Origin of the sequence: Dyadobacter sp. CY343, from assembly GCF_021390335.1 — a bacterium.
GTDB lineage: Bacteria > Bacteroidota > Bacteroidia > Cytophagales > Spirosomataceae > Dyadobacter.
The window spans coordinates 1-20914 of sequence record NZ_JAJUXK010000006.1 but is presented as its reverse complement, the minus strand read 5'-3'; the positions used below and the strand labels follow the sequence as shown (position 1 = coordinate 20914).

Below are 20914 nucleotides of genomic sequence, written 5' to 3'. Positions count from 1 at the left end.
TTCCAAAACCCGATCCTGTTAACATCCAGCATATTCCGGGCGGAAAAGTCCGTTCAGTGCAGCGATTGTTTTTTCCACAATCTTTCTTCCGTCTTGCAGTTCAATGTAAGGATTTGGATCGTCTGCGTGTATTTCCTTTATTATCCCCTCAGCCCGTTCCAGTCCGTTAATATCCAGGATCATTTCTGCTTTTGCTCCACGGTTTTTGCAGTCGATAAGCATTTCCATAAAGCTCTCATTTACTGATAATGTCGTGCGTAAGTCCATATTTTTATCTAATTGTCTTTTGTAAAATATTAAATGAGATGTAAAATCCTCACTTGAAAAACGCTCCAAACCAACAATTGATTCAATACTGTTGGTCAATAATCGTATCATCGTACCTTTGCGGCTTCAAAAAATGAGACGATGATTACAGTTGAGAATTTGGCCGTTGAATTTAGTGGTTCTACCCTTTTTAGCGATGTTTCTTTTGCAATAAATCCTACGGATAAAATTGCCCTGATGGGTAAGAACGGAGCGGGGAAATCCACGATGATGAAAATCATTGCGGGTGAACAAAAAGCCAATCGCGGCCATGTGCGTGCGCCCAAAGACGCCGTGATCGCCTATTTGCCGCAACATTTGCTCACCGAAGACAACTGCACCGTTTTTGAAGAAGCGGCCAAAGCATTCAAGCAGGTTTTTGAGATGCGTGCCGAAATGGAAAAGCTGAATCTCGCGCTCGAAACCCGCACGGATTACGAAAGCGATGAATATATGGCGATCATCGAGCAGGTTACCGAAATAGGTGAAAAATATTACCAGCTCGAAGAAGTCAATTATGACGCGGAGGTGGAGAAAGCTTTGAAAGGATTGGGATTCAGGTCGGAAGATTTTCAGCGGCAAACCAAGGAATTCAGCGGAGGCTGGCGGATGCGCATTGAGCTTGCCAAAATACTCTTGCAAAAGCCCGACCTTATTTTGCTCGATGAGCCAACCAACCACATTGACATTGAATCCGTGATGTGGCTGGAAGATTTTTTGGTAAATAAATCCAATGCCGTAATGGTCATCTCCCACGACCGTGCTTTCATTGATAACATTACCAACCGCACTATTGAAGTGACGATGGGCCGGATTTTTGACTATAAAGCCAACTATTCGCATTACCTCGTATTGCGTGAGGAGCGCAGGTCACACCAGATCAAAGCATATCAGGAACAGCAGAAAATGATTGCGGACAACATGCAATTCATCGAACGCTTCCGCGGAACATACTCCAAAACCAACCAGGTTTCCTCCCGCGAACGCATGCTGGAAAAACTGGAAATTATTGAAATTGATGAAATCGACAATTCAGCGCTAAAACTGCGTTTCCCACCTTCGCCACGGTCGGGCGATTATCCGGTAACGGTAAAAGACGTTTCCAAATCCTACGGAGATCAGGTGGTATTCAAAAATGCGAGCATGACCATTTCCAGAGGCGAAAAGGTGTCATTTGTGGGCCGGAACGGAGAAGGGAAATCGACCATGATCAAAGCCATTATGGGCCAGATCGACGTCGAAGGGACCTGCCAGCTCGGGCACAATGTCAAGGTCGGCTATTTCGCACAGAACCAGGCTTCGCTATTGGACCCGAACCTGACGATTTTCCAAACGGTCGACGAGGCTGCAGAAGGAGATGTAAGGACCCAGATCAAGAATATTTTGGGCGCGTTTATGTTTCAAGGCGAAGATATTGATAAGAAAGTAAGTGTATTATCAGGTGGAGAAAAAACGCGGCTTGCCATGGTGAAGTTGCTTCTGGAACCTGTAAACCTGTTGATTCTCGATGAGCCTACGAACCACCTGGATTTAAAGTCTAAGGATGTTCTGAAAGAAGCACTCAGAAACTTTGATGGAACATTGGTGCTGGTTTCCCACGATCGTGACTTTTTGCAAGGGTTATCTCAAAAGGTTTTTGAGTTTAAGGATAAACGCGTGATCGAGCATTTTGAGACGATTGATGCGTTTTTGGAGCGGAATCGGATCAAGAGTATTGCGGATTTGCAGCTGGCGAAGTAGGGGTTTCGGTCTTATTTACGCCAAATTGGAAGAACGGGTTGCGGCAGGCCGGTCAAAATTGATGTTTTTTAGGCAGCGGCTGAACGTAGCGGCAGTTGTGCCACAACGACTTACTTACCTGTCCAATATCAACCAGTACTCTTCCCTTTGGAATCATAAAATGCCTCAGCTTTCCCTGGAAGTATGTCCTTGTCTCCTCAGACGATGTTTCCCCCGAGAGTTTCCGAAGCTTTTGTATTGGTGTAATCGTTTCAATAATCTTCATACTGCGGAGGAATAGTCTGAGTCATTTCAGATTTTCAATAAGAGCGTTAAAAAGCTTCAATCGCTTTTTAAGCCAAAGCAATATAAGAATAATAATATCAAACCGGTTACATCTAATTAAACAAAATTCTTTCGAATTACAGCTGGCCCGCATGATTGAGGAGAGCCAGGTCTACTGCAAAAACTTGCCAAAGCGCAAGCCAAAATCTTGCTTTAGCGCAACGTAAATTATTGTTAAGGAACTATCTGAAAACAGCAGTACTCCGCTTCCTTTGTACTGTTCACAAATTCACCTTAAAATGTTCACTATGAGAACATTCGTAGCATCCGGAAGGGATAAAAAGCCTCCCCGGAGTCACCTGGTTTGCTTTGTGGTTGCTTTGTTCTGCTTATTATCAACGTCCTGCGGTCATGAAATTTTACAGGACACAAAATCGGAGGAACGGCTTTCATCGGCGCGCTTATCCGGCGAGCCTGTATTTTCGACGACTTACGAAGTAGAGGAATACACAGCAACACAGATTCTTTCGAAATTTTCGCCAGATTCAAAGAACAGGGCTTTTGAGGAAATCGCGGCTCAGCCTCGTCTGGACAGGCAACGAATCGAATTCAAGTTATTTGCAGACGGCAACTATGAGCTGCGAGCTGGCTGAACCTACCCATGCACGGCTTCCATCAGATGCGATACGCAGCCTGACCCTGCGCAATGCAGATCATACTGTATTCTGACTTATCCGACCGTTTACTATATTTATCATGATACACCCAGCGACGGGGTGGTAACACAGGCTTCGGCAACAAATCAGGGAGGTGCCTGGCAGGGATTTGTATACCAGGCAAACGGGGATATCAATCATGGGGAGTTCAAGAAAATAAACAGGATGGATCCACGATGAACTGGGTTTTAGACGGCGGTAACAACCCCGGAGTATTCAGGATAGCTTACTGAACTATATGAAAAGTTGGGTAGTATTATTTTCAATTTTATCAGGATTGCATGGTTGCAATCCTGATAAAATTGATATTCAGAGGGACAATAACGGCATCATCACACAGCTGCCGCACGTGTGGAAATCCAGCAGATCGGACGGGGGCCTGGCACTTGGGATGTATCGCGGCTATTTCATCGGGGAAAAAGGCTTGCTTTGTGTGGCCACCCGCAAGTCTGCTGACCCCGCAGGCGAATTTTATCTTCAGTTGAAAGATGTGAATTCGGGAGAAAATATCTGGATCTGGGACGACTTCTTTGAGAAAAAACTGGCGAGGCCCTTAAACAGAAGTATCGTTGTGCATGAAAACAAGCTCATTCTGCATGATTTATGGGCTGACTATTGCATTGACGCGCAAACAGGCTCAACTGTTTGGAAACGCATCCGGGGCTTTGGTTCTGCTTCCGAATTGACCAATATAAATGATAAATATTTCATTACAGGGCTGTCGAAGGAATCAAAAGATGCGAAAAAAATAGATGACGCCATATTCATAGGAGATTTTAAGTCCGGGCAGGTTGAACAGTTGGTTAAGCCGGATTATAGTGCCGAGTATCCGTTTTTCAATGGCCAGTCAACATACATCGGCAGTATCTATCGGTTCAAAACCTTTACGAAAGATGGAAATGACCTGCTTCTGATTCCCTATGACGAGATAGGGCCGGAAGTTAAATATAACAATAACCGTAGCTTTTTCGGGCTTTACAATATCTCGCAGCGTGCGTGGATTTACAACAGAAAACCCCTGAGTCTGGAAGAGGACGGTTCTTCTCCCAGCCTGATGCCTATTATCCACGACGATAAAGTTTTCCTGACTTCGCTCAACTCACTCGGATGCTTTGAACTGCCTACGGGGAAAAGAATATGGCAGTACCGACTAACAGAAGTTCACACCAGCTTTCGGGACATGCTTTTAGTCGACGGGAAAATGGTAATAAGCTCACTAGACGGAAACCTTTACTGTGTGGATGCCAAAAATGGTACTCAGCTATGGGCTTCGCCTTCCGGTGCATTTTCCAGCGATATTTACCATCAGGATGGGGTTTTATATGGAATAAACGGTGACTTTTTACGTGCCTGCGAATTGAAAACGGGACAGGTTCTTTGGGAATTGAAATCGCTTGATGGGAAGCTGGATGGCCGGGACGACTCCGAGTTCGAGGGTTTTGTAACAGGACTTCCCGGGGCTAATGGTAAAAAAGGGCGGATTTTTGCTACCACCAATCTAAATATCTATTGCTTCGAGGCTGCCCGATAAAAATCCCCAGGGCCCGCTCCAAGCGATACCAGTTCCCGTGCTGTAACGACATCTTCCCATTTCCATTTTTGAGCAGTTCTGCTTGAAGATTTCAACCATCGAAGGCGACGCATCAATCGCATAAACGCTCAAACCTTCGTATACCAATACCTGCGAAATCGGGTCGCCTGTACCACAACCTACATCCAGAACGGTCGCCTTGGGAGGGAGTGATCTTGCCCAGTGCCGAACTGATTGCGCTCCGATTCCATCAATGCCCTTAGAGCGACGGCGAATGAATATCGCCGCGCGGTTTTCGTATCCGTTTGATTTGTCCATAAGCTTGTTATGTGTCACAGACTGAGACCCTTTGCAAAAAGTATCATCTGATTTGGTAATTTTCCTTTTCCTGCCATTCAAAGTAAGTGCCAGCTCATCAGCTTGCAAATCGCATGGAGGAGGGCTGTCGAGAATTATCCAGTCGCTCAAAATGATCCACGATCTGGCTCTTTATCACTCGGATATCCCATTTGATCAAGCTAAAAAGTCAGCTCTTTTTGACCTGAAAGTACTTTGGGAAGGGCTCGAACAAATGGGGCGAAAGCTTAGAGATTGGAGGACTGTTGTCGACAATCCTTTTTTTGTTGCAGCCCCCAAATAGCTGCAGCACAACCTGTGGTGCAAACACAAAGCTTCCATAAGTCAAAATCCCATCGAAAACTCTTTCTGCTTCTTTAACTGATGCGGTGTGTACTCGCCATCTCAACAGGAGACAACAAAGAACCAGGCAACTTGGCTGCTGCCTTATCCCAGGTTGGAAATCCTTTTTTTTGTCCTTCTCAGGCCGATCCTTAATCGGCTGTAAAGCAATGTCAGTAGCAAGATGGTGATCGGCAAGAGAAAAGCGGTAAAGCTTAACCTGCGAAATTCAAACGCACCTGATACGCCGCCCAATAAAAAGGCGGTAATGATGCTCAGTCGCAATAACGTCCTTGACCATAACACCGTGCTTTGCCCCTGCACCATTATTCGTGCGAGGTCTACGCCCAGATCCGTAAAAATCCCGGTCAGGTGCGTAGTCCTGACCACTGAGCCAGAGATAACGGTAACTACTGCATTTTGCATGCCCATGGCAAACAGCAGAATGCCGGCAAACGCATGTTGCCGGTGCAAGGACGCACCTGGTGTGGCAAAAAGACATACAAGGCCAAGACAGAGAATAACGCCCCATATAGGGCCCACGTAAGCATTGCGTTTATCGGGGCCGACTGCCCCAATTAACAAGCCGGAAATAAAACTACCCGCTAGAAAAAGCATAAGCCAAAGCAGGACACGTGCGGCCGCATGCCAATCGCCACTGACAAGGTCAATTGCCAGTGTTGCGGTGTGCCCGGTTACGTTGGTGGTTAGTAACCCGAAAGCCACAAACCCGGCAGCGTTGACAAACCCAGCGCTGAAAGCCAAAAATGTGGCTAACCCCAGGTTATGTTTAAAGCTCCTTTTTTTTCCTAAATGGCGTAACATTCAAAGTAAAATTCACTTGTATTTATTGATCATAATCAGACGTATTCAATTGCTCATCTACGATTGCTTACGGACATATTTTGTCAGCACAACCAATAACTGGCCGTTCACCTTTCCTTCGATCTGTCCGTCGTCATCGTTGACAACACGTATATTTCGGATCATTGTCCCCATTTTCAGGTTTAGCGAGCTTCCTTTGACATCCAGCGACTTTGTCAGGACCACGCTGTCGCCGTCCTGAAGGATGTTGCCGTTGGCATCCTTATGGACTACCTGTGCCAGGACCCCATCGGTATCTTTGCCTGCTTCCGCCCACTTTTGTGTGTCATCGTCCATATACATCATCTCAAGATTATCTGCCGCCCAGGTTTCTGATTTCATCCGGTCGAGCATCCTCCATGTCAGAACCCGGATAGCCTGCTTGTCACTCCACATGGTCTCCGAAAGAAATCCCCAGTGGGAGCTGTTCGTTGGTTGCTGCCGCTGTATCTGCGAGAGGCATGTGATGCAGACCATTACTTCGTTATCCGGGTAGGTATCTGGCGGAACGTTATAGAAAGAAAGGTTTTCAGCTGACATGCATAATTCACAAACCTTGCCACTTGCTTCTTGTAACTTGATACTCATATTTATTTTGCTTTATTTTTTCTGGAGGCAAAGCACCTCACGAGGTTTAACTTTTATTAATTTGCTGCTCCAACTCTTCCAGCAGCATCTTTGACTGTCCAAGTTGCCGGGTATATATGCCTCTGGCCAGATCAAGGAACTGGTACACATCCTGATCGTGGACATGGTAGTAAATCGTTGTTCTCTCCCTTCTGCTGCTGACGAATTTCATCGAACGCAGTTTAGCCAGATGCTGGGAAAGAACCGATTGCTCCACACCTGTGATAGTCTGCAATTCCCCTACCGATAGCGGGCCATCGCGCAGGGCATCCAGTATACCAAGGCGTACGGCATGCCCTAGTGTCTTAAAAAACTCTGCTTTGTAAAGGTGTAGTGGGTTGTTCACCGTGATTTGCTATATTAGAATATTCAAATATAATGAACTGTTCATTATTTTAACGATGCGGGCAAGATCTTTTGTGTCACATTAGGAAGGAACTGCAGACTCTTGTATCTCCAGTTCCTAAACTCTGAAGCAGGGCTCCACTACCTGTGCGAACTGTTTCAGCAACGGAACGAGCTTTCGCAGACCGTTTGAATCGCATCTTTTTATAAGTCATGATGGTAAAAACTACCTTACCGACTGACGAAACCGCTTAACTACGATTCAACCCGGAAATATCCTGTGCTACATTGTCTGCATCCCGGCGGGGCGCACGGGCGAGACAATGTAGCACAGGTTCAGGGCTCCTAAGATCCGGTATTAGCCAACTACGACAACCGCAGAAATCATCCTGCTTTCCTGCTATACCCAATGCGAAGTAGGAAAAAGTTGGTTTGACCCGACAGGGATTTTAGCTGTTCAAATCCAGGGATTTGGAGTCGTTGCGAGTCTTATTGCTTTTTACCCTCCAGTAGCCAGCCTGCATATGCAATTTTCCACTGCCCGTTGTGTTTCTCCAGAAAACGGGTTTCACGGCTGAGCCCAGGCATATCCAATAACGGCTCTCCTGTATCCGTGCCATACTGGTCGAAAGTGACCCAGGCAGCATCTTTAAAGATTCTTACATTGATGTTTTCCCGCCGTACATTCTGTGGGTTAGGCTTAGGAAAGTCCTTCATGTACCCTTTTGTTCTACTATCTCTTTCATCCCATCCTTTAACTACGGTAACCCCGCCATCTTTCCACCAGCCCATTGTACGAATATAGGGTGCATGTACCCAGCAAGCCGCCCATTTGTTATAGTCCTTGTCCCAGAAGGCTTTTGATTCTGTGTCGATAAGCTGTAAAATCTGTGTCTGTTCTTTGTCGTAGTCAATGGCCAGGGGTTGTGTTTCCTTGCTGATAGCAGCCACGTAAAGACTGGCTATAAAGAGTAGAATGATAATGCATTGGATGCTTGTAATTTTCTTCATAATAATAGATGGATTTAAAAAGTATATTATTTTTTATTGCTCTGATAGCCTGATGCACATACTACTTAACTATATACTTGCCGCGTTGGCGACAGCATTAAACTGGATAATTGAATTGTTTTCAAGGCCAATGTTTATTTCAACATTGAACGCTCCATCCGCAGGAGGTTTCATGAATGCATTGAGGCGGGCTATACTTTATTTCAGTAACCACTACCAACATTGAGCACCACGGCATGTTTTGTTTCGAAAAATCTCTTTATCATAACCCGTTACAGTGGTGCAATCGGGGGTACAACTATATTATTAACTAATAACCTATTGCAATATACGCAAGATGAAAGATGATTCCGCCCCTGCACTTTGTAAGTCTTCTTTTCGGTTACATTATTGCTTGACCGCTTATTTAAGAACAAATTTAGGCTTGGCACGGACACTAAGGATTAAACATATCTTAATAATTGTAAAAGATTATAAAATCTCTTCAAGCGCCGGAAATTCACCACAATTCAGGTATCTGAGACGAATGTCCGAATCGGCTTCTCAATTAACGATTTCATATCCCCAATACCGCTAACCGCCAATGTAGCAACCTGATCTGAAAAACAAAAATGCCCGCAAATCATTGATTAAAGGCATTTTGTTTTGACTTTGAACTTATTTCAAGGGCGGTCGCCGCGCGGAGGGAGACGGGTCTCGAACTTCGCCGTTAATTGGCTCGTAATCAGGGTTTTGTCTCCTTTGTTTGATGTGTACTACACAAAAGACTCACTATTTTTTATACATATAGTACAACAGTATATTTGTTATGTATAATTCTTTTAGCGAAAATTGAGGTGTTTGACTGGTGATTTTCGCTGGTTTTTGAGTGCGTTTTCGGGTGGTTTTGGGTGTTCAAAGTTTGGAAAATGCCTGTGGTTTTTGGCGTTGGTAACTGCGATTGTTATATGAAAATAGTAATGCTAAGAGACATCACCAAATCCTTCGTCATTCTAGAATCTTATTTTCCAATTCTAACTCAATTGGAACCTTCAACTCAGTTCTCAGAACTTCATATTCCTGTTTTTTGAAAGGCCCATAAACCCGATTGTCGCTGTGTCTTATAATCCAAAAGTTTGCCTTGGAAGAAAACACCTTTATATAGAACGGATCATTTTTGAGTAAGCTATCTGCAATGGAGTCTGTGGCGTTCATGTCTTCGCTGGAATTCTCGGGATATTTCGAGACATCTGATCTTATTTCAAATGATAAATGATTGCGGTAATCTGTGTAATCTGGCTTTTGAAACGCCACAATAAAATTTTCATCAAAACCTAACTTAGTAACTTTTCCATATATACTTTTTTGTTCGGTGCGGTAGCTAGAATTCCGTCGCCGTCGCCGCCATAGTATAGGTAGTTTCCGCAAAGTTTCTTCATAATGGTCGGGTGAACCACAACTAACGAAAGCAAAAAAAGCTAATGGCTAGTAGAGTGCTTTTTAACATAGTTTCTTTATCATTCCAGACACTGATTCAGCGGACTTGCAGCAATGTTCATATCTCTATGAGCCCAATTTAATCTTATCAACCAAATCATGAAAATACTGCGGACTCCAAATAACCAAAACGCTGGCATTCGGAATGAATTTCCTAATATCGTCCTTGATCCGCTGGAAGTTAACAGAATCTATTTTCGCATTCAGCAATTCCCGAAACTCGGCTTCACTGATATTTTCCTGCTTCCAATCTCCGCTGTCTTTTGCACGTAACGCGAAGTGTTTTAGGTTCAATGTAACGCCTTTTCGGATATACCATTCCATATCATACCATTCTCGACCCTTTACATTGTCTTTCCATTTTCTGAAAAGCAGTGCGTGCATTTTTCCAGCGAAGAGCTCTGAAATGCTAAAACATTTTACATAAAATGAGAATGGTTTCAGCAGCAGCTTTTCTTCGGTATCAAATCCCGGCGGTGGCATTGTATCGACTTCCAGTTTGATTTTGATGCTGGCCGTTTGCCCAAGCCCTTGCTGAGACACTACGCCTTCCAAAACCAGTTCGCGCCAGATCGTTTCGGATTTCAAAAATGCAGAATCAATGCTGGTCTTTACTGCCTTCTGCCTTTCCTTGACCGATACATGCATTCCCAGCGCCTCGAATTCATCAATGATAGCAGGCATGTAGGTATTGACCGAAAAATCAGGGTCAACTTCGAGCAAGGAGAAGTCGAGATCTTCCGAAAAGCGGTCGAGTCCGTAGAAGATGCGGAGGGCAGTTCCACCATAAAATGCTGCCTTTTCAAAGAAGCCTTTCCGATAGAGTCCGGCCAGGGCAACCTCCTGCATGATTTCACGCAATGCCTGAGTTGCATCATCCTTGTTTGCGGGATTATAGCTCGCTAGCCAATCTTTAATCATTGTTCCTCGATGAATTTAATGACTTGCGCCAGGCTCTCGCGTTTAGGGGACTCCGTTAGCCATGTTTCCATTGTTTGTATATCCAGCTGCTGTAACTGATCCTCCTCTATTCGCAAGTTTTTAATCAGATAGTCTCTGGCTGCAATTTTACTGCGTAGCTTCAAACCTGCTGTATTGACTATTTTGTCGAACAGCGCTTTTTCGGGGGTTGCGATCAGCACATTCTGGTTTTCTCCCAGCTCAACTTGACGAATTCCGAAGCTGTAATAAGGAAGTGGCATTCGTGTAAAGCTGAACGCGCCTGTCGGTGTGTTGAAGCTGCGGGATGCTTTTATCGTTGCGGAAGATACTTCGAACACTCTTTCCGGGATTAGTCCATAGTATGAGAGCGCACTGTCGAACGACACGTAACTGGGGCCAAGGATATGGTTCGCAAGAAGGAATGGCTCTGTACGCGTTTCTGAAAGCTTCGTCGACGGCAAGTACAATCCCTTTTTCACCGGTTCGATAATGCCGGCAGAGATTAATTCATGGATCTTATCGTTGGGACGTTTGTAGTCCTTCAAGAGCGAACTAAGCAATTGGTGCGTTATTGGCTGGGGCGAAAGGTTTCGTAGGCTCTGAGTTAAATGCATGTGTAAATTTAATAAGATAATCGGTATTATCCCGATTATCTTGTCAGAAAAGTACATTTTATTGGCTACTCAGAATTGACAACTCCTGCCTGTTTCCCAAAGAGCATCAAAACTTGATTGACCTTATCAAGTCGAAGTGTTTTCTTGCCTTGTTCCAAATCACGAACAAAGCGCAGACCAACGCCTGCTTTGAAAGCGAGTTCTTCCTGTGTAAGTCCAACCGCCTTACGCCTTTCTTTTAAGAATGATGAAAAAGTAGACATTTGATATACCCGTTAAGGTATAAAGATAAGGTAATTCGCCATATTATATCATATCGGGTATAGCTTCGATATTCGACATATTTTATTCCGCATGGTAATTGTAATTTTCCTTATATAGTAAAATTGTCACAACATGGTTTAATAGAAATGTCACAACATGATTTAATAGTATTAACACATCAATATTCAATAGATTAATAACAGCCTGATTTGATAGATTGATATAGCAACACCACGGATGCCTATCATTCACTTTCCCTGGAACGCTACCGGGTCACGCCCGAACTGATTGCAAAAGTAAGTTTGGGTGAGTGGAATGCTTACGGAAATGAAGAAGATCGTAAACAGCGCGACGCATGGCGGCCAGAGGATACTGCCAGGCTTTTCAGTCTGTAACTGAAAGTATCAAAGCCATACTTCGAGGTGAAAATGCAGGAACGCTCGCAGATAAAGACCACTCGAAATGGTACAGGCAAATGTTTGATCCAAGTATAACAGCAGGTATCCTCAAGGCCGCAGATCTTGCCGGATACAGGAACCATCAGGTTTATATCGGCAATTCCAAACACGTACCGCTCAACGTTGATGCCATGAGAGACGCTATGCCCATATTATTCGAGCTTCTGCAAGAAGAGCCCGAACCATCCGTAAGGACGATATTGGGACATTTTGTATTTGTGTTCATTCACCCTTATATGGATGGCAATGGACGTATGGGACGATTTCTGATGAATGCGATGCTGGCTTCGGGAGGATATCCATGGACGGTAATACGTGTGGGAAGTCGCGACGAATATATGGAGTCATTGGAAAAAGCCAGTGTGGAACAGAACATTGAACCGTTTGCTGCCTTTCTCGGCGGCCTGGTCAACGAGGGAATGCGGGGTAGAGCTGTTGCGGCACTACCCAGTACCGGAAATCCAGCACCCGGGAAGGGATTGTAAACGTGGAAGCAAAGAATGCCGAGCTGCTGCTTATAACGCTGGAAAAGACAGAAGCAAATTACTCTCCGACAACATTGTATAACGATTACGCAGTCAGTGAAAGATATTTCACTGGCAATCTCAGAACACCGCCCGACCTGAAACTGGCAAGGGGCAGTCGTATGTAAAGCAAAAGCAAACGGGGAAATCGATTCTTCTTTTTGTGCGGGAGAAGAACAATGATGCTAATAAAATAGCCTGAGTACATATTGTATTTTAACACTATATTTCTAAATCTTTGAATTCAGAAATTTACTTCTTAGCATATCATAAACTTCACTCGCAAGTGCTTCCGAGCTCTTGTTTGAATCAATATCAATCCATATTGTTTTTTTTAACCGGGGGATTTTATATGTGTTTCTAAGTTCATTGTAGGCAGATTTCATGGCTAAAAGGCTTTCTAATGACTCGTCGATTTCGATTATTTCCTTTTGAGATATTCTATGCATTATTACGTCATCAGGTGCACTTAAAAGCAAGACAACGTCAGGAGCTCTTATAAACGGTTCAATGGTGTTTACCAACAGTACCGTCAGGAATCTTGAGTGAAGCCATTTCCTCCAATTTTTAATATAGCTGACAATAATACTTCTATCTCCTAAAATAAGGCTCGATCCCCAGCTAATTCGATTAGACGATAAATAAGACCTGTAAGCAAAAATGAGCATTCTAGAAATAGTATTTTTCTTAAATCTTATATTTGACCTATATATTTTTTCCGCAAGAGATTCTGGATTAACTATCCTAGTTGGACACAGTGTCTGTAGAGGGATACCATTTTCTTTAAACAGTGTGACTAGATTGTTGAATAACGTCGTTTTTCCCGTGCCATCAAGACCTTCCAAAACTATATAATATGCTTTATCAGTCATAGTGGATATGTAAATATCTATCTGAATATGGGATCGCTATTTTCTATGTAACTATCTCTATTCACTCCGAACTCATTTGGGTAAGAATACCATTTTTCTGAGTTAAAATATTTAGGATATGCCGGAAATTTACTTTTGAAATATTCTTTCACTCTTAACACTAAGTGTGAGCGACTAAAAGATGTGGATTTTGAAAACTCGTTCAAAAGTGGAAGTAGAATATAGTGTGACAGCTTAAAATCAAAAGCAAAACTCCTTCTTTGAAATATATCATGATGTCGTAAAGGGTCCAGAGTTTTGTAGGAACAGAAATTCAAATGTAGATTTTCCATTTCTCGTATTTCAAAATCTATAAAGCAATCGCCTACATCACGAAATACAACCCTAACCTGTTTGCTAGCTATGTCGAGTTCGTACAGAACATTTTGAGCATTAAACTCTGGGATCATTCCTAATTTTCTTATTAGAAAAATATAGGAATTTATTAATGGAAAGATTAATAAATCTAGAAACCTATCGGGTGTAAGATCACAGAATTCTATCAAGTCGCTTAATAAACTGGTACCATTTCCATTATTGTTTTTAGTTGCGAAAAGGGAAAAACTTGGAATAAGCAGATATTTGGATCCTAACTTAGGGCTAGGAGCAGTCTCTCTAAATATTGTTCCAAAATTTAAACCAGGCTCTTTATTTTGAAAAAATGTCCCTCCTGCATCGTATAGAAAACAAAAGTCTTTGGGAAAAATTGATGTTAGTGTAAATAATTCACGAGACCTTTCCAAAATAGCTAGCCACCGAAAAAGATTTAGCTCTCGACTAAACCTGCCTAAAAGTGTGGGGTAATGAAGTTTAATAAACCAAGGCACCACACTTTGCCTTTTGTCATGCCAAAAAACTGTTCTGCCAGAGGCCGTTGGCTGTACTTCGACAGTATTTACAATTAAATGCTTAATATCTTCAAAAATGGCGACTTCATCGAGAATAAATGGATGTACAAAGAATGGAATATTTTCTTGCGTATAAGAAAATATATTTGGGATTTTGCCGATTTGAAGATGATTTTTCCAGCTGTCGAGTAAGACTGGAATGTGTACTGATTTTTGGTGACCAAAAGGGCTATAACTAGCGGGTAATCCGAGTTCAAATCCGCTTGGCGAACCATCATTGATATATCTTTCTAGATAGATATACATATCAAATAGCTCATCTTGTGTTTTTGAATGTATATTTAGAAAAAAATTTTCACTTGAAATCATGATCTCATGCTCGTTCAATTTCAAAGATAGATTTTTCTGTATCCATTGACATACGTGCGCCAATTGGAAACGTGGGATTATAATAGAAGCCATGACCAAATAGTTCCGTCGTTACAATTGGTATGTCATTAGGAAGTAATTCTAGGAGCATATTCTCAAATAAATTGATATCACCATCGGTAATCTGATTAGTTACTCCAACGATTAGGCCAACAATATTTCTTAGAAATTTGGTATTATTTAGATGTTGTAGGTGCTGGCGTATTCTAAAATAGTCAAGAGAGGCAGTTTCAAAGAAAAAAATGGCTTTTTCGAAGACAGGCATAAACTGGGTGCCTGAGAGGCCAAGTGTGAAGGTGCCTAAACTACCCCCTACTAAGCGGCCCACACACGACCCTGTTCTTAATATCTTTAATTTATTATTCGACGAAGGGGGGAAAATATTGTAAGTATTCGTTTTACTTTTTAATAGAAGTGGCAGTCCAATTTCCTCGGTCTGGTTTAATTTTCCCAGTACGTTGGGCCCGTAAAAAGTTATCAGGCCGGATTTATGAGTAATTGCATTTAACAGTACATTTATATCACTTGAACCAACTATGGGTTTTTTTATTTTTCTAATAAGGGGATAATCAAGATATGTAAGTAGGTCGCTAGAATTCTTGCCTCCCCAGGATGCCATTAAACAATCAATATTATTATCAACAAGTTTTTCGTGAAATTCTTGTGCTCTGGTGGCGGGGCTTCTGAGAACTGACCATTCTTCAAACCTTTGGTCCGTAATCTCCTCTGGCTTGTAACCCCAATTGCTAAGAATTGACGTTGCATTTTTTATAAATTCAATTCGCCGAGGATATATGGGATCGGAAGGAGAGAAAAAGCCTAATCTGGCTCCCTTGGTTATAGCTTTTGGAAGGAGGATCCTTTGCTCAATCATAAAATTTTACAATATTTTTTAGAAATTTAGCCATTGCACTATGCTCCGCACTACCATCAATAACAATCCAAGGGCTGTGAGACCCTTTAATATTGGGGGTTCCATATGGAAAGAATAGAAAGATATCGTCAATTTTGACAACAGAAAGCATCGGGCAGCTGTCTATTTCTTTCATAACGAACTTGTATTTACATTTGTCTGAGATGAAACCGTTCAGGACACCAGTGATTTCGGAGGGATATCTTTTTATCCAGGATTCATCGTAGTTTAATTTATTTTTGTCGTGTGTTAATTTTTCTTCTTTAATACGATTGATCACGCCGTTATTTTCTGAGCTTCCTAAAAAAATTTTCAGCCTAAAATTGTCAACTGAATTTATTTTGTCGGCAATTGCTTCAAGGAGTTGATAGTTATGTGACAAAACTCCTAATCCTAGACCGATTGCAATAACTTCCGACCTACTTGCCTTAATTTCAGCATGCATAAACTCCAAAAGTTGTGAGTCTGTGGATGATTTGAAGACTCTCAATATTCCTTCTTCGATGAATCTTTCTCTTACAAGTGAGTCATCATGGACAATTTTAGTTTGGAATTTTTCGTAGATTATTCCAATGAGAGCGGTGCTGAAAGCAGCCCCAGCACATGCAATCATAACTTCAAATAAAATATTATCAAATGACTCAGAGACTAGTGAAACGACCGGCGACGCGTATAACGTTTTGAGAATTGCGAAAAGGACCAAAATTAAAAATGAAACAGCGGCGCTCCAATATACCCATACTCTGTACTGCCGGAGCGAATCAATTTGGCTTTTTGTAATATCTTGCCTTTTCATAAAATTTATTTAATTATTAAGTCCTCGAAATTTGTGCCGAGTCCAATCGCCAGTTCAGTATTTAGCAATTTCAATTTTAGGACTTCGCTGTCAACGGGAAGGTTTTCAAACTCTTTACTGATCGTCGTACGTGCAATAGTTATATGAGGTCGATAGTTGTCACCAACGTCGTTAGTAAGTTCGCCAAAAGGTGAAAGTATATTGATTAAATCGTCCTGAAGTTTCAATAATAAACTACTTTTCAAAACTGATATTTCTATCCATGCGCCGCCGCTGCTGGATGGTATGATGGTGAGCCCTGAAAGCGATACTTTGGGTAGTAGTTTTGATAAACTGGCATAGTTCTGCCAGACTTCTTTGGCCTCCATATCGCCGATGCTAAACTGCCCGATAGTTATATGAGGCTTTGAATTGAGCCCGAGGATTACATTCGAATCCAGAGTTGTGTACAACTCCTTTGCATACTCAATTATTTTTTCAGAGATGCTTTGTTCTAGAGTTAGAGCAATATTGAATTTTTTCATGTTAACAACTCATCTTGTTTTGATTGTATTGGTAAAGACTGAAATTAGATTGCTATGATAGTGGTATGCCACTATCTGTTTAACATGTTAATCAAATTCTCCACAAGGCATAGGGTCGGTACATTATTGTTCGAGGATTAGTTTGGTAAAAAAAGATGGCTTACCGTGTTCTCAATATTTAGTGATTCTACTACGAGATTCTCTTGGAAGAGAAATTAATTTACCAGCATGATTGAAAGTTTACTTAAACCAAATTTGGCTGTTGCCGAAATGTCCAGTTAGCAAGACGCTAAGATTGAAAATCGGGGTAAGACCGAATTTTTTCCTAATTATAGTTAAAATATCTCATGTTTTTAATTGCTAAATATACTTTTTAAGTAGATTAAAAAGAATGGCATGAATCTTTGATCCCGTATATTCTATGGGGGGTCTGAGGGACGTTCACAAGCAAGGACTGGGTTTGATTTGAAGGCCTATAATGTAATCATAAATGCTTCTGGTTGTGCTGTGTCGGTGAGAGAGAGATCATATATCACACCAGCAGCTGTTGATAGGCAGATTTTGAAATGGGAGCGACAGTACTTTTTTTTATTGTAGCTCAAAAATAGCTGTGGAACAACCGTCGCCCGGCGTGATGCTCTGGGATAAAAAAGCATTGCCTTCGTCGCTTAAACCGTCGCTCAAGTTTAACAATTATTTTTAACCTCAGCGCAATCGCCCATTCTCACTCAAAGCAAAAAGTGACGGGGTTCACCCCTTGGCTGCAAATCCGTAAGGCGGTTTAAGGAGCGGCACAGCCGCGGTAAATAGCCTTATGGATTTGGCAGTCGTCACTTTTTGCTTTGTATCTTTCGTTGCGCTGTGGTGCAAGCGCAATTCTTCAATAACTCAAAATCCCATCGAAAACCCTTTCTGCTTCTTCCGTTTTGGCTTCTTCAACTGATGCGGAGTGTACTCGCCATCCTTAACGGGAGACAACAAAGATTCAAGAGACTTATCACTCTCAAGCGAACTACCATTTCCGACTTGGTAAACATTACCGGCACTAGCAGCTTGACCAACATCCATCCCTATCATTTGAGACTTTTGCTGATGAAGAGAGAAAGGATCCTCGATGCATCGCTCGGTAATGCCATTCGCGCTATACTGCTTACCCAATGCACTTCCATTGAAAACACATTTAGTACGGTGGTCTAAATATGTGATCCCGTACAGCTTGCCTTCTTCATTTTTCCGGATTACCGTATCAATCCCGTCTTTTTGAAGAATGTTCATCAGCCTGGGCAATGACACGTTTTGTTTGCCATACAACGTAAAATCTATACTATTCTTAACACGTAACGAATCCTTAGTACGGTTCGGATTCATCTCATTGTAAAGAAAACGCACTTTCAGATTTCTATGTGTTGGTTTGAAATGAAAGTCGCTTGCTTTGATAGGCACCCCAACCCGGTTTCCATCTTTATCCAGCACACGGTATAAGATGCCATTGTTCTTTCTGATCCGAATCCTCAGAGCCAATGTCCGCCGCAACATTATAATGGTTGAGCGCTGCATTCAATTCTCCCATCGTGGTGAACTTGTATTCGTTCAAAACCTTATCGAGCACATTGGCAATGGCTTTCTTGGTTTCTGATTTTCCATACTCTGCTTTGATGCTGACTGGCTTTAAAGTAAACTCCTGCGCTTTTCGATCTTGTGCTGTCACCAAACCAAAATCTATCTCAATCTCTTTCCTTGTTTTCTCCGATTGATTTTTGCCCAGGTTGTGCAATGAAATCCGACTACCATCTGCTTTTATGTTGGTCGTGACAATATGCACATGTGGGTGACCGGCATCCCGGTGCTCATACACGAGAGCGGGTTGTTTCTCAAATCCAATACCTTTTAAATAGGCTTTTGAAATTTCCGCAAGCTGTTCTTTGCTCAGCTTTTCAGACGGATCAAAGTTCAAAGACACGTGAACCGTATTGACCTTTGTCCTTTTGTTCAAAGCCAGTTGCCACTGAATCCGGTTTAGCTTTTGATCGAAACTCAGTGCATCCGCATCCTTGGGATAGTTAATTGCTGAAATGCATTCCGCGTATCCATGTTCCAGTTTGTTCTCATTGTATTGCAGCACTGACCTAAGCCGGCTGCTGGTGTGGATTACTGCAACCATCGGTCTGCCAGTTTATCGGTTTGCGATTTGATCTTGTCCAGCATTGAAAACAGGAATTTCCTTTCAGCTTCATAGCTGGCGATCCAGTTTCTGAATTCTGAAATTTGGTTGACTGCATTCAGGCGTTTGGTTGCCTGGTTGAAGTTGTTGCCAAGCCGGTTGAGCTCTTCACGAAGCTCCGACAATTCGCCGATCATCCGATCTAGCGAACCGTTCCTTTCGATCACAGTTACCGGTCGGTTGAAAATCAAGAGTCTTAAAAATTCACTTAATTTCCGGCAGGTGGTGCGGCTGCGTTTGGCTTCTAGATTGGCGTATTCTTTGGGTGTCAACCGGAAGATTACATGCCTTGTCTTGTTCGATTTTTCTTCTTTCATCACGATCCTATCTACACTTTCAAACATTAAAAACTCCTTCACAAACTTGGACCGACTTTGGAGGGGAAGGCCAGATCGGGTGCGCAGCAACCGGCGATTGTATTACAATCGTACATCTGGCCAGACGCGCAAAGCAGGCGGCTCATTTGGATTTCAGAGTCTTTGAAACCAAGTGGTGAGCCGATTTGTGAATCTAGTTTATTGAAATGGGATTTACCTATCCTGTGTAAATTTGCCTTAGGATAGAAGGTGGGTGACGGATGATATTACACTGATCGGAAATGTTCGAGTTTAGACGAGAACTTTAGAAATATTTAAGTTTGGGTGAATGGTCTCTTCCATCGGTTTTTCGAAGATCCAACGCATGTTATTGCTGACTCAACATTGGAAGTATTAAGTGTAATATTCAGTGACTATTTCTTAGTTCAAGCATAGGGCTTAGGAAATCTAGTTTTCATGGACATACTCTAAATCCCAATTTATAGAATTTCTAGTCTCTTCGTCTATCAAGATTTGAGGGTTAAAATTGAAAACTGGATTTCCTATCTCCTGTGCTTGAACCAAACGAGTTTTGTGTCCATTAGCCTCAAGACTGTCAGAAATTTGTTGATATTGGAGAATTAGTCGGAACGTCCGATTCGCTATCATATTGAGTTCGTTATCTTGGTTTTGAGGAGGAAACATTTCACCGAAGATCGTAAGCGTTCTAAAGATATTGTCTATCGGATTTACAAAATGTCTTCCAACTGTGCTTATTCTTCGGTTAAAACCATTTGCGTGAAGATCATTCAGGAATGGTCTGAGGTCTCTATGCTGGTTGGATATTGCCTCTAGCCTTGCGTAAACTAAGAGTACAGAGGTTAAAAAGTTATTATCGGCTTCACTTAACTCTTCAAAAAAATTTGCGAGATTTCTAAGTTGAGGGAATTTATCTAATGCATCTTTTCCTCGATAGGATCTAGTCATTTGATTTCCATTATGATCTTGAAGATTCCAAATTAGGGTGTAAGTGATGTTTTCGAACATAATTTCAACCTCCTTCAATCCTGCTGCCAATTCGCTATTTAAAGAAATGCTCATTTGATCTCTCGAGGATTCCCTTCCATGTTCTAGGGCAGCCGCTTGAATTGCAAGTGCAGATTTTTGATCCTGATAGGTTTTGTAAATGTAAACCATCGCAAAAAGATTGATGATAGGGCCTAAGGTTCCTCCAATGGTATCGCCCATGCTTGAACTTACTTCAAGATCCCAAAAAAAGCATGTAAATATTATGGCGCATAAAATGAAAAAAATGTTAAATATAAATGAGATGGCGACGAAGGGATTCACGGATTAAAGGATAGTCTAATTTGCCAAAAAATTTTTGAAAACGCATTTTATAAATTTTTATCCACAACTCAATTCTTTAAATCAAAATGCGCCCAATTCATTGCACCCTGTTAATCACTTAAAGAGGGGAGTGTTTAAATGGACCTGCTACCTTTAAGCGGACATTGAGTTAAGTGAAACTTTTATAACTTAATACATATGTCAGGAGAAAGAAGAGTATTTGATAAGGAGTTCAAACTGATGAGCATTGAGCTGAGTAATAACCG

At 42.1% G+C, this 20914-nt stretch carries 25 protein-coding genes; 6 read left to right on the top strand and 19 right to left on the bottom strand.

The window, feature by feature from the left end; all coding sequences use genetic code 11:
- Window positions 1–18: 18 nt before the first annotated feature.
- On the bottom strand, window positions 19–267 hold the full coding sequence (locus LZG94_RS19900; protein ID WP_233793547.1) for a hypothetical protein: 249 nt from the start codon (window positions 265–267) through the stop codon (window positions 19–21).
- Window positions 268–408: 141 nt separating this feature from the next.
- Here LZG94_RS19900 and LZG94_RS19895 point away from each other — a divergent pair, with 141 nt between their 5' ends.
- The 3 genes from LZG94_RS19895 (at window position 409) to LZG94_RS19885 (ending at window position 4557) form a co-directional block, all read left to right on the top strand.
- Window positions 409–2046 (top strand): ABC-F family ATP-binding cassette domain-containing protein, encoded by a 1638-nt coding sequence (locus tag LZG94_RS19895; protein WP_233793546.1) that lies wholly within the window; start codon window positions 409–411, stop codon window positions 2044–2046.
- A gap of 572 nt (window positions 2047–2618) precedes the next feature.
- Window positions 2619–2963, top strand: coding sequence for a hypothetical protein (locus LZG94_RS19890; protein ID WP_233793545.1), 345 nt, complete (start codon window positions 2619–2621; stop codon window positions 2961–2963).
- Between the two features lie 301 nt (window positions 2964–3264).
- The gene (locus LZG94_RS19885; RefSeq protein WP_233793544.1) at window positions 3265–4557 is read left to right on the top strand and encodes a PQQ-binding-like beta-propeller repeat protein; all 1293 of its coding nucleotides are present in this window, start codon (window positions 3265–3267) and stop codon (window positions 4555–4557) included.
- Here LZG94_RS19885 and LZG94_RS19880 read toward each other — a convergent pair.
- A complete protein-coding gene (locus LZG94_RS19880; protein ID WP_233793543.1) occupies window positions 4525–4875 on the bottom strand; it encodes a bifunctional 2-polyprenyl-6-hydroxyphenol methylase/3-demethylubiquinol 3-O-methyltransferase UbiG in 351 nt (116 codons plus the stop codon). The genes LZG94_RS19885 and LZG94_RS19880 overlap by 33 nt on opposite strands.
- Before the next feature lie 31 nt (window positions 4876–4906).
- Here LZG94_RS19880 and LZG94_RS19875 point away from each other — a divergent pair, with 31 nt between their 5' ends.
- Window positions 4907–5197, top strand: coding sequence for a hypothetical protein (locus tag LZG94_RS19875; RefSeq protein WP_233793542.1), 291 nt, complete (start codon window positions 4907–4909; stop codon window positions 5195–5197).
- Between the two features lie 143 nt (window positions 5198–5340).
- Here LZG94_RS19875 and LZG94_RS19870 read toward each other — a convergent pair whose 3' ends face one another.
- The 8 genes from LZG94_RS19870 to LZG94_RS19840 all read right to left on the bottom strand — a co-directional run bounded on the left by LZG94_RS19870 (window position 5341) and on the right by LZG94_RS19840 (window position 11377).
- The gene (locus tag LZG94_RS19870) at window positions 5341–6060 is read right to left on the bottom strand and encodes a YoaK family protein (protein ID WP_233793541.1); all 720 of its coding nucleotides are present in this window, start codon (window positions 6058–6060) and stop codon (window positions 5341–5343) included.
- Between the two features lie 57 nt (window positions 6061–6117).
- Complete coding sequence (locus LZG94_RS19865; RefSeq protein WP_233793540.1) at window positions 6118–6639, bottom strand: alkylphosphonate utilization protein; 522 nt, start codon at window positions 6637–6639, stop codon at window positions 6118–6120.
- Window positions 6640–6733: 94 nt separating this feature from the next.
- Entirely contained in the window at window positions 6734–7072 is a 339-nt protein-coding gene (locus LZG94_RS19860) for a helix-turn-helix transcriptional regulator (protein WP_233793539.1), read from the bottom strand.
- A gap of 488 nt (window positions 7073–7560) precedes the next feature.
- On the bottom strand, window positions 7561–8082 hold the full coding sequence (locus tag LZG94_RS19855) for a nuclear transport factor 2 family protein (protein ID WP_233793538.1): 522 nt from the start codon (window positions 8080–8082) through the stop codon (window positions 7561–7563).
- A 987-nt stretch (window positions 8083–9069) separates the two neighbouring features.
- Window positions 9070–9420 carry a hypothetical protein gene (locus tag LZG94_RS26575; protein WP_409013341.1) on the bottom strand — a complete coding sequence of 117 codons (351 nt, stop codon included), beginning with the start codon at window positions 9418–9420 and terminating at the stop codon, window positions 9070–9072.
- A gap of 204 nt (window positions 9421–9624) precedes the next feature.
- Window positions 9625–10479 carry a nucleotidyl transferase AbiEii/AbiGii toxin family protein gene (locus LZG94_RS19850; RefSeq protein ID WP_233793537.1) on the bottom strand — a complete coding sequence of 285 codons (855 nt, stop codon included), beginning with the start codon at window positions 10477–10479 and terminating at the stop codon, window positions 9625–9627.
- Window positions 10476–11045 carry a hypothetical protein gene (locus LZG94_RS19845; RefSeq protein WP_233793536.1) on the bottom strand — a complete coding sequence of 190 codons (570 nt, stop codon included), beginning with the start codon at window positions 11043–11045 and terminating at the stop codon, window positions 10476–10478. Before LZG94_RS19845 ends, LZG94_RS19850 begins: the two co-directional genes overlap by 4 nt.
- 134 nt (window positions 11046–11179) lie before the next feature.
- Entirely contained in the window at window positions 11180–11377 is a 198-nt protein-coding gene (locus tag LZG94_RS19840; RefSeq protein WP_233793535.1) for a helix-turn-helix transcriptional regulator, read from the bottom strand.
- A gap of 356 nt (window positions 11378–11733) precedes the next feature.
- Here LZG94_RS19840 and LZG94_RS19835 point away from each other — a divergent pair, with 356 nt between their 5' ends.
- Together LZG94_RS19835 and LZG94_RS26570 are read left to right on the top strand one after the other, a co-directional pair.
- Window positions 11734–12321, top strand: a complete 588-nt coding sequence (locus tag LZG94_RS19835) for a Fic family protein (protein WP_233793534.1) — start codon at window positions 11734–11736, stop codon at window positions 12319–12321.
- A 103-nt stretch (window positions 12322–12424) separates the two neighbouring features.
- Window positions 12425–12562 (top strand): DUF3427 domain-containing protein, encoded by a 138-nt coding sequence (locus tag LZG94_RS26570; protein WP_409013340.1) that lies wholly within the window; start codon window positions 12425–12427, stop codon window positions 12560–12562.
- Between the two features lie 28 nt (window positions 12563–12590).
- Here LZG94_RS26570 and LZG94_RS19830 read toward each other — a convergent pair whose 3' ends face one another.
- The 9 genes from LZG94_RS19830 to LZG94_RS19790 all read right to left on the bottom strand — a co-directional run bounded on the left by LZG94_RS19830 (window position 12591) and on the right by LZG94_RS19790 (window position 20546).
- Complete coding sequence (locus tag LZG94_RS19830) at window positions 12591–13232, bottom strand: hypothetical protein (protein ID WP_233793533.1); 642 nt, start codon at window positions 13230–13232, stop codon at window positions 12591–12593.
- Between the two features lie 17 nt (window positions 13233–13249).
- Complete coding sequence (locus tag LZG94_RS19825) at window positions 13250–14488, bottom strand: hypothetical protein (protein WP_233793532.1); 1239 nt, start codon at window positions 14486–14488, stop codon at window positions 13250–13252.
- A gap of 4 nt (window positions 14489–14492) precedes the next feature.
- Window positions 14493–15422, bottom strand: a complete 930-nt coding sequence (locus tag LZG94_RS19820; RefSeq protein WP_233793531.1) for an LD-carboxypeptidase — start codon at window positions 15420–15422, stop codon at window positions 14493–14495.
- On the bottom strand, window positions 15415–16257 hold the full coding sequence (locus LZG94_RS19815) for a hypothetical protein (protein WP_233793530.1): 843 nt from the start codon (window positions 16255–16257) through the stop codon (window positions 15415–15417). The genes LZG94_RS19820 and LZG94_RS19815 overlap by 8 nt, the downstream gene beginning before the upstream one ends.
- A gap of 5 nt (window positions 16258–16262) precedes the next feature.
- Window positions 16263–16781 (bottom strand): 2'-5' RNA ligase family protein, encoded by a 519-nt coding sequence (locus tag LZG94_RS19810; RefSeq protein ID WP_233793529.1) that lies wholly within the window; start codon window positions 16779–16781, stop codon window positions 16263–16265.
- An 888-nt stretch (window positions 16782–17669) separates the two neighbouring features.
- Window positions 17670–18254: a hypothetical protein gene (locus LZG94_RS19805; RefSeq protein WP_233793528.1), complete on the bottom strand. Its 585-nt coding sequence runs from the start codon at window positions 18252–18254 to the stop codon at window positions 17670–17672.
- Window positions 18244–18942 carry a relaxase/mobilization nuclease domain-containing protein gene (locus LZG94_RS19800; RefSeq protein ID WP_233793527.1) on the bottom strand — a complete coding sequence of 233 codons (699 nt, stop codon included), beginning with the start codon at window positions 18940–18942 and terminating at the stop codon, window positions 18244–18246. The genes LZG94_RS19805 and LZG94_RS19800 overlap by 11 nt, the downstream gene beginning before the upstream one ends.
- On the bottom strand, window positions 18930–19361 hold the full coding sequence (locus tag LZG94_RS19795) for a plasmid mobilization protein (RefSeq protein WP_233793526.1): 432 nt from the start codon (window positions 19359–19361) through the stop codon (window positions 18930–18932). Before LZG94_RS19795 ends, LZG94_RS19800 begins: the two co-directional genes overlap by 13 nt.
- Window positions 19362–19766: 405 nt before the next feature.
- Entirely contained in the window at window positions 19767–20546 is a 780-nt protein-coding gene (locus LZG94_RS19790; protein WP_233793525.1) for a hypothetical protein, read from the bottom strand.
- Window positions 20547–20914 lie beyond the last annotated feature (368 nt).

What these genes read in the sequence shown, in the direction of transcription:
- LZG94_RS19900 (WP_233793547.1), bottom strand. Translation starts at nt 267, where the DNA reads ATGGACTTACGCACGACATTATCAGTAAATGAGAGCTTTATGGAAATG.
- LZG94_RS19895 (WP_233793546.1), top strand. Translation starts at nt 409, where the DNA reads ATGATTACAGTTGAGAATTTGGCCGTTGAATTTAGTGGTTCTACCCTT.
- LZG94_RS19890 (WP_233793545.1), top strand. Translation starts at nt 2,619, where the DNA reads ATGAGAACATTCGTAGCATCCGGAAGGGATAAAAAGCCTCCCCGGAGT.
- LZG94_RS19885 (WP_233793544.1), top strand. Translation starts at nt 3,265, where the DNA reads ATGAAAAGTTGGGTAGTATTATTTTCAATTTTATCAGGATTGCATGGT.
- LZG94_RS19880 (WP_233793543.1), bottom strand. Translation starts at nt 4,875, where the DNA reads ATGGACAAATCAAACGGATACGAAAACCGCGCGGCGATATTCATTCGC.
- LZG94_RS19870 (WP_233793541.1), bottom strand. Translation starts at nt 6,060, where the DNA reads ATGTTACGCCATTTAGGAAAAAAAAGGAGCTTTAAACATAACCTGGGG.
- LZG94_RS19865 (WP_233793540.1), bottom strand. Translation starts at nt 6,639, where the DNA reads ATGTCAGCTGAAAACCTTTCTTTCTATAACGTTCCGCCAGATACCTAC.
- LZG94_RS19855 (WP_233793538.1), bottom strand. Translation starts at nt 8,082, where the DNA reads ATGAAGAAAATTACAAGCATCCAATGCATTATCATTCTACTCTTTATA.
- LZG94_RS19850 (WP_233793537.1), bottom strand. Translation starts at nt 10,479, where the DNA reads ATGATTAAAGATTGGCTAGCGAGCTATAATCCCGCAAACAAGGATGAT.
- LZG94_RS19840 (WP_233793535.1), bottom strand. Translation starts at nt 11,377, where the DNA reads ATGTCTACTTTTTCATCATTCTTAAAAGAAAGGCGTAAGGCGGTTGGA.
- LZG94_RS19835 (WP_233793534.1), top strand. Translation starts at nt 11,734, where the DNA reads ATGGCGGCCAGAGGATACTGCCAGGCTTTTCAGTCTGTAACTGAAAGT.
- LZG94_RS19830 (WP_233793533.1), bottom strand. Translation starts at nt 13,232, where the DNA reads ATGACTGATAAAGCATATTATATAGTTTTGGAAGGTCTTGATGGCACG.
- LZG94_RS19825 (WP_233793532.1), bottom strand. Translation starts at nt 14,488, where the DNA reads ATGATTTCAAGTGAAAATTTTTTTCTAAATATACATTCAAAAACACAA.
- LZG94_RS19820 (WP_233793531.1), bottom strand. Translation starts at nt 15,422, where the DNA reads ATGATTGAGCAAAGGATCCTCCTTCCAAAAGCTATAACCAAGGGAGCC.
- LZG94_RS19815 (WP_233793530.1), bottom strand. Translation starts at nt 16,257, where the DNA reads ATGAAAAGGCAAGATATTACAAAAAGCCAAATTGATTCGCTCCGGCAG.
- LZG94_RS19810 (WP_233793529.1), bottom strand. Translation starts at nt 16,781, where the DNA reads ATGAAAAAATTCAATATTGCTCTAACTCTAGAACAAAGCATCTCTGAA.
- LZG94_RS19800 (WP_233793527.1), bottom strand. Translation starts at nt 18,942, where the DNA reads ATGGTTGCAGTAATCCACACCAGCAGCCGGCTTAGGTCAGTGCTGCAA.
- LZG94_RS19790 (WP_233793525.1), bottom strand. Translation starts at nt 20,546, where the DNA reads ATGGGCGATACCATTGGAGGAACCTTAGGCCCTATCATCAATCTTTTT.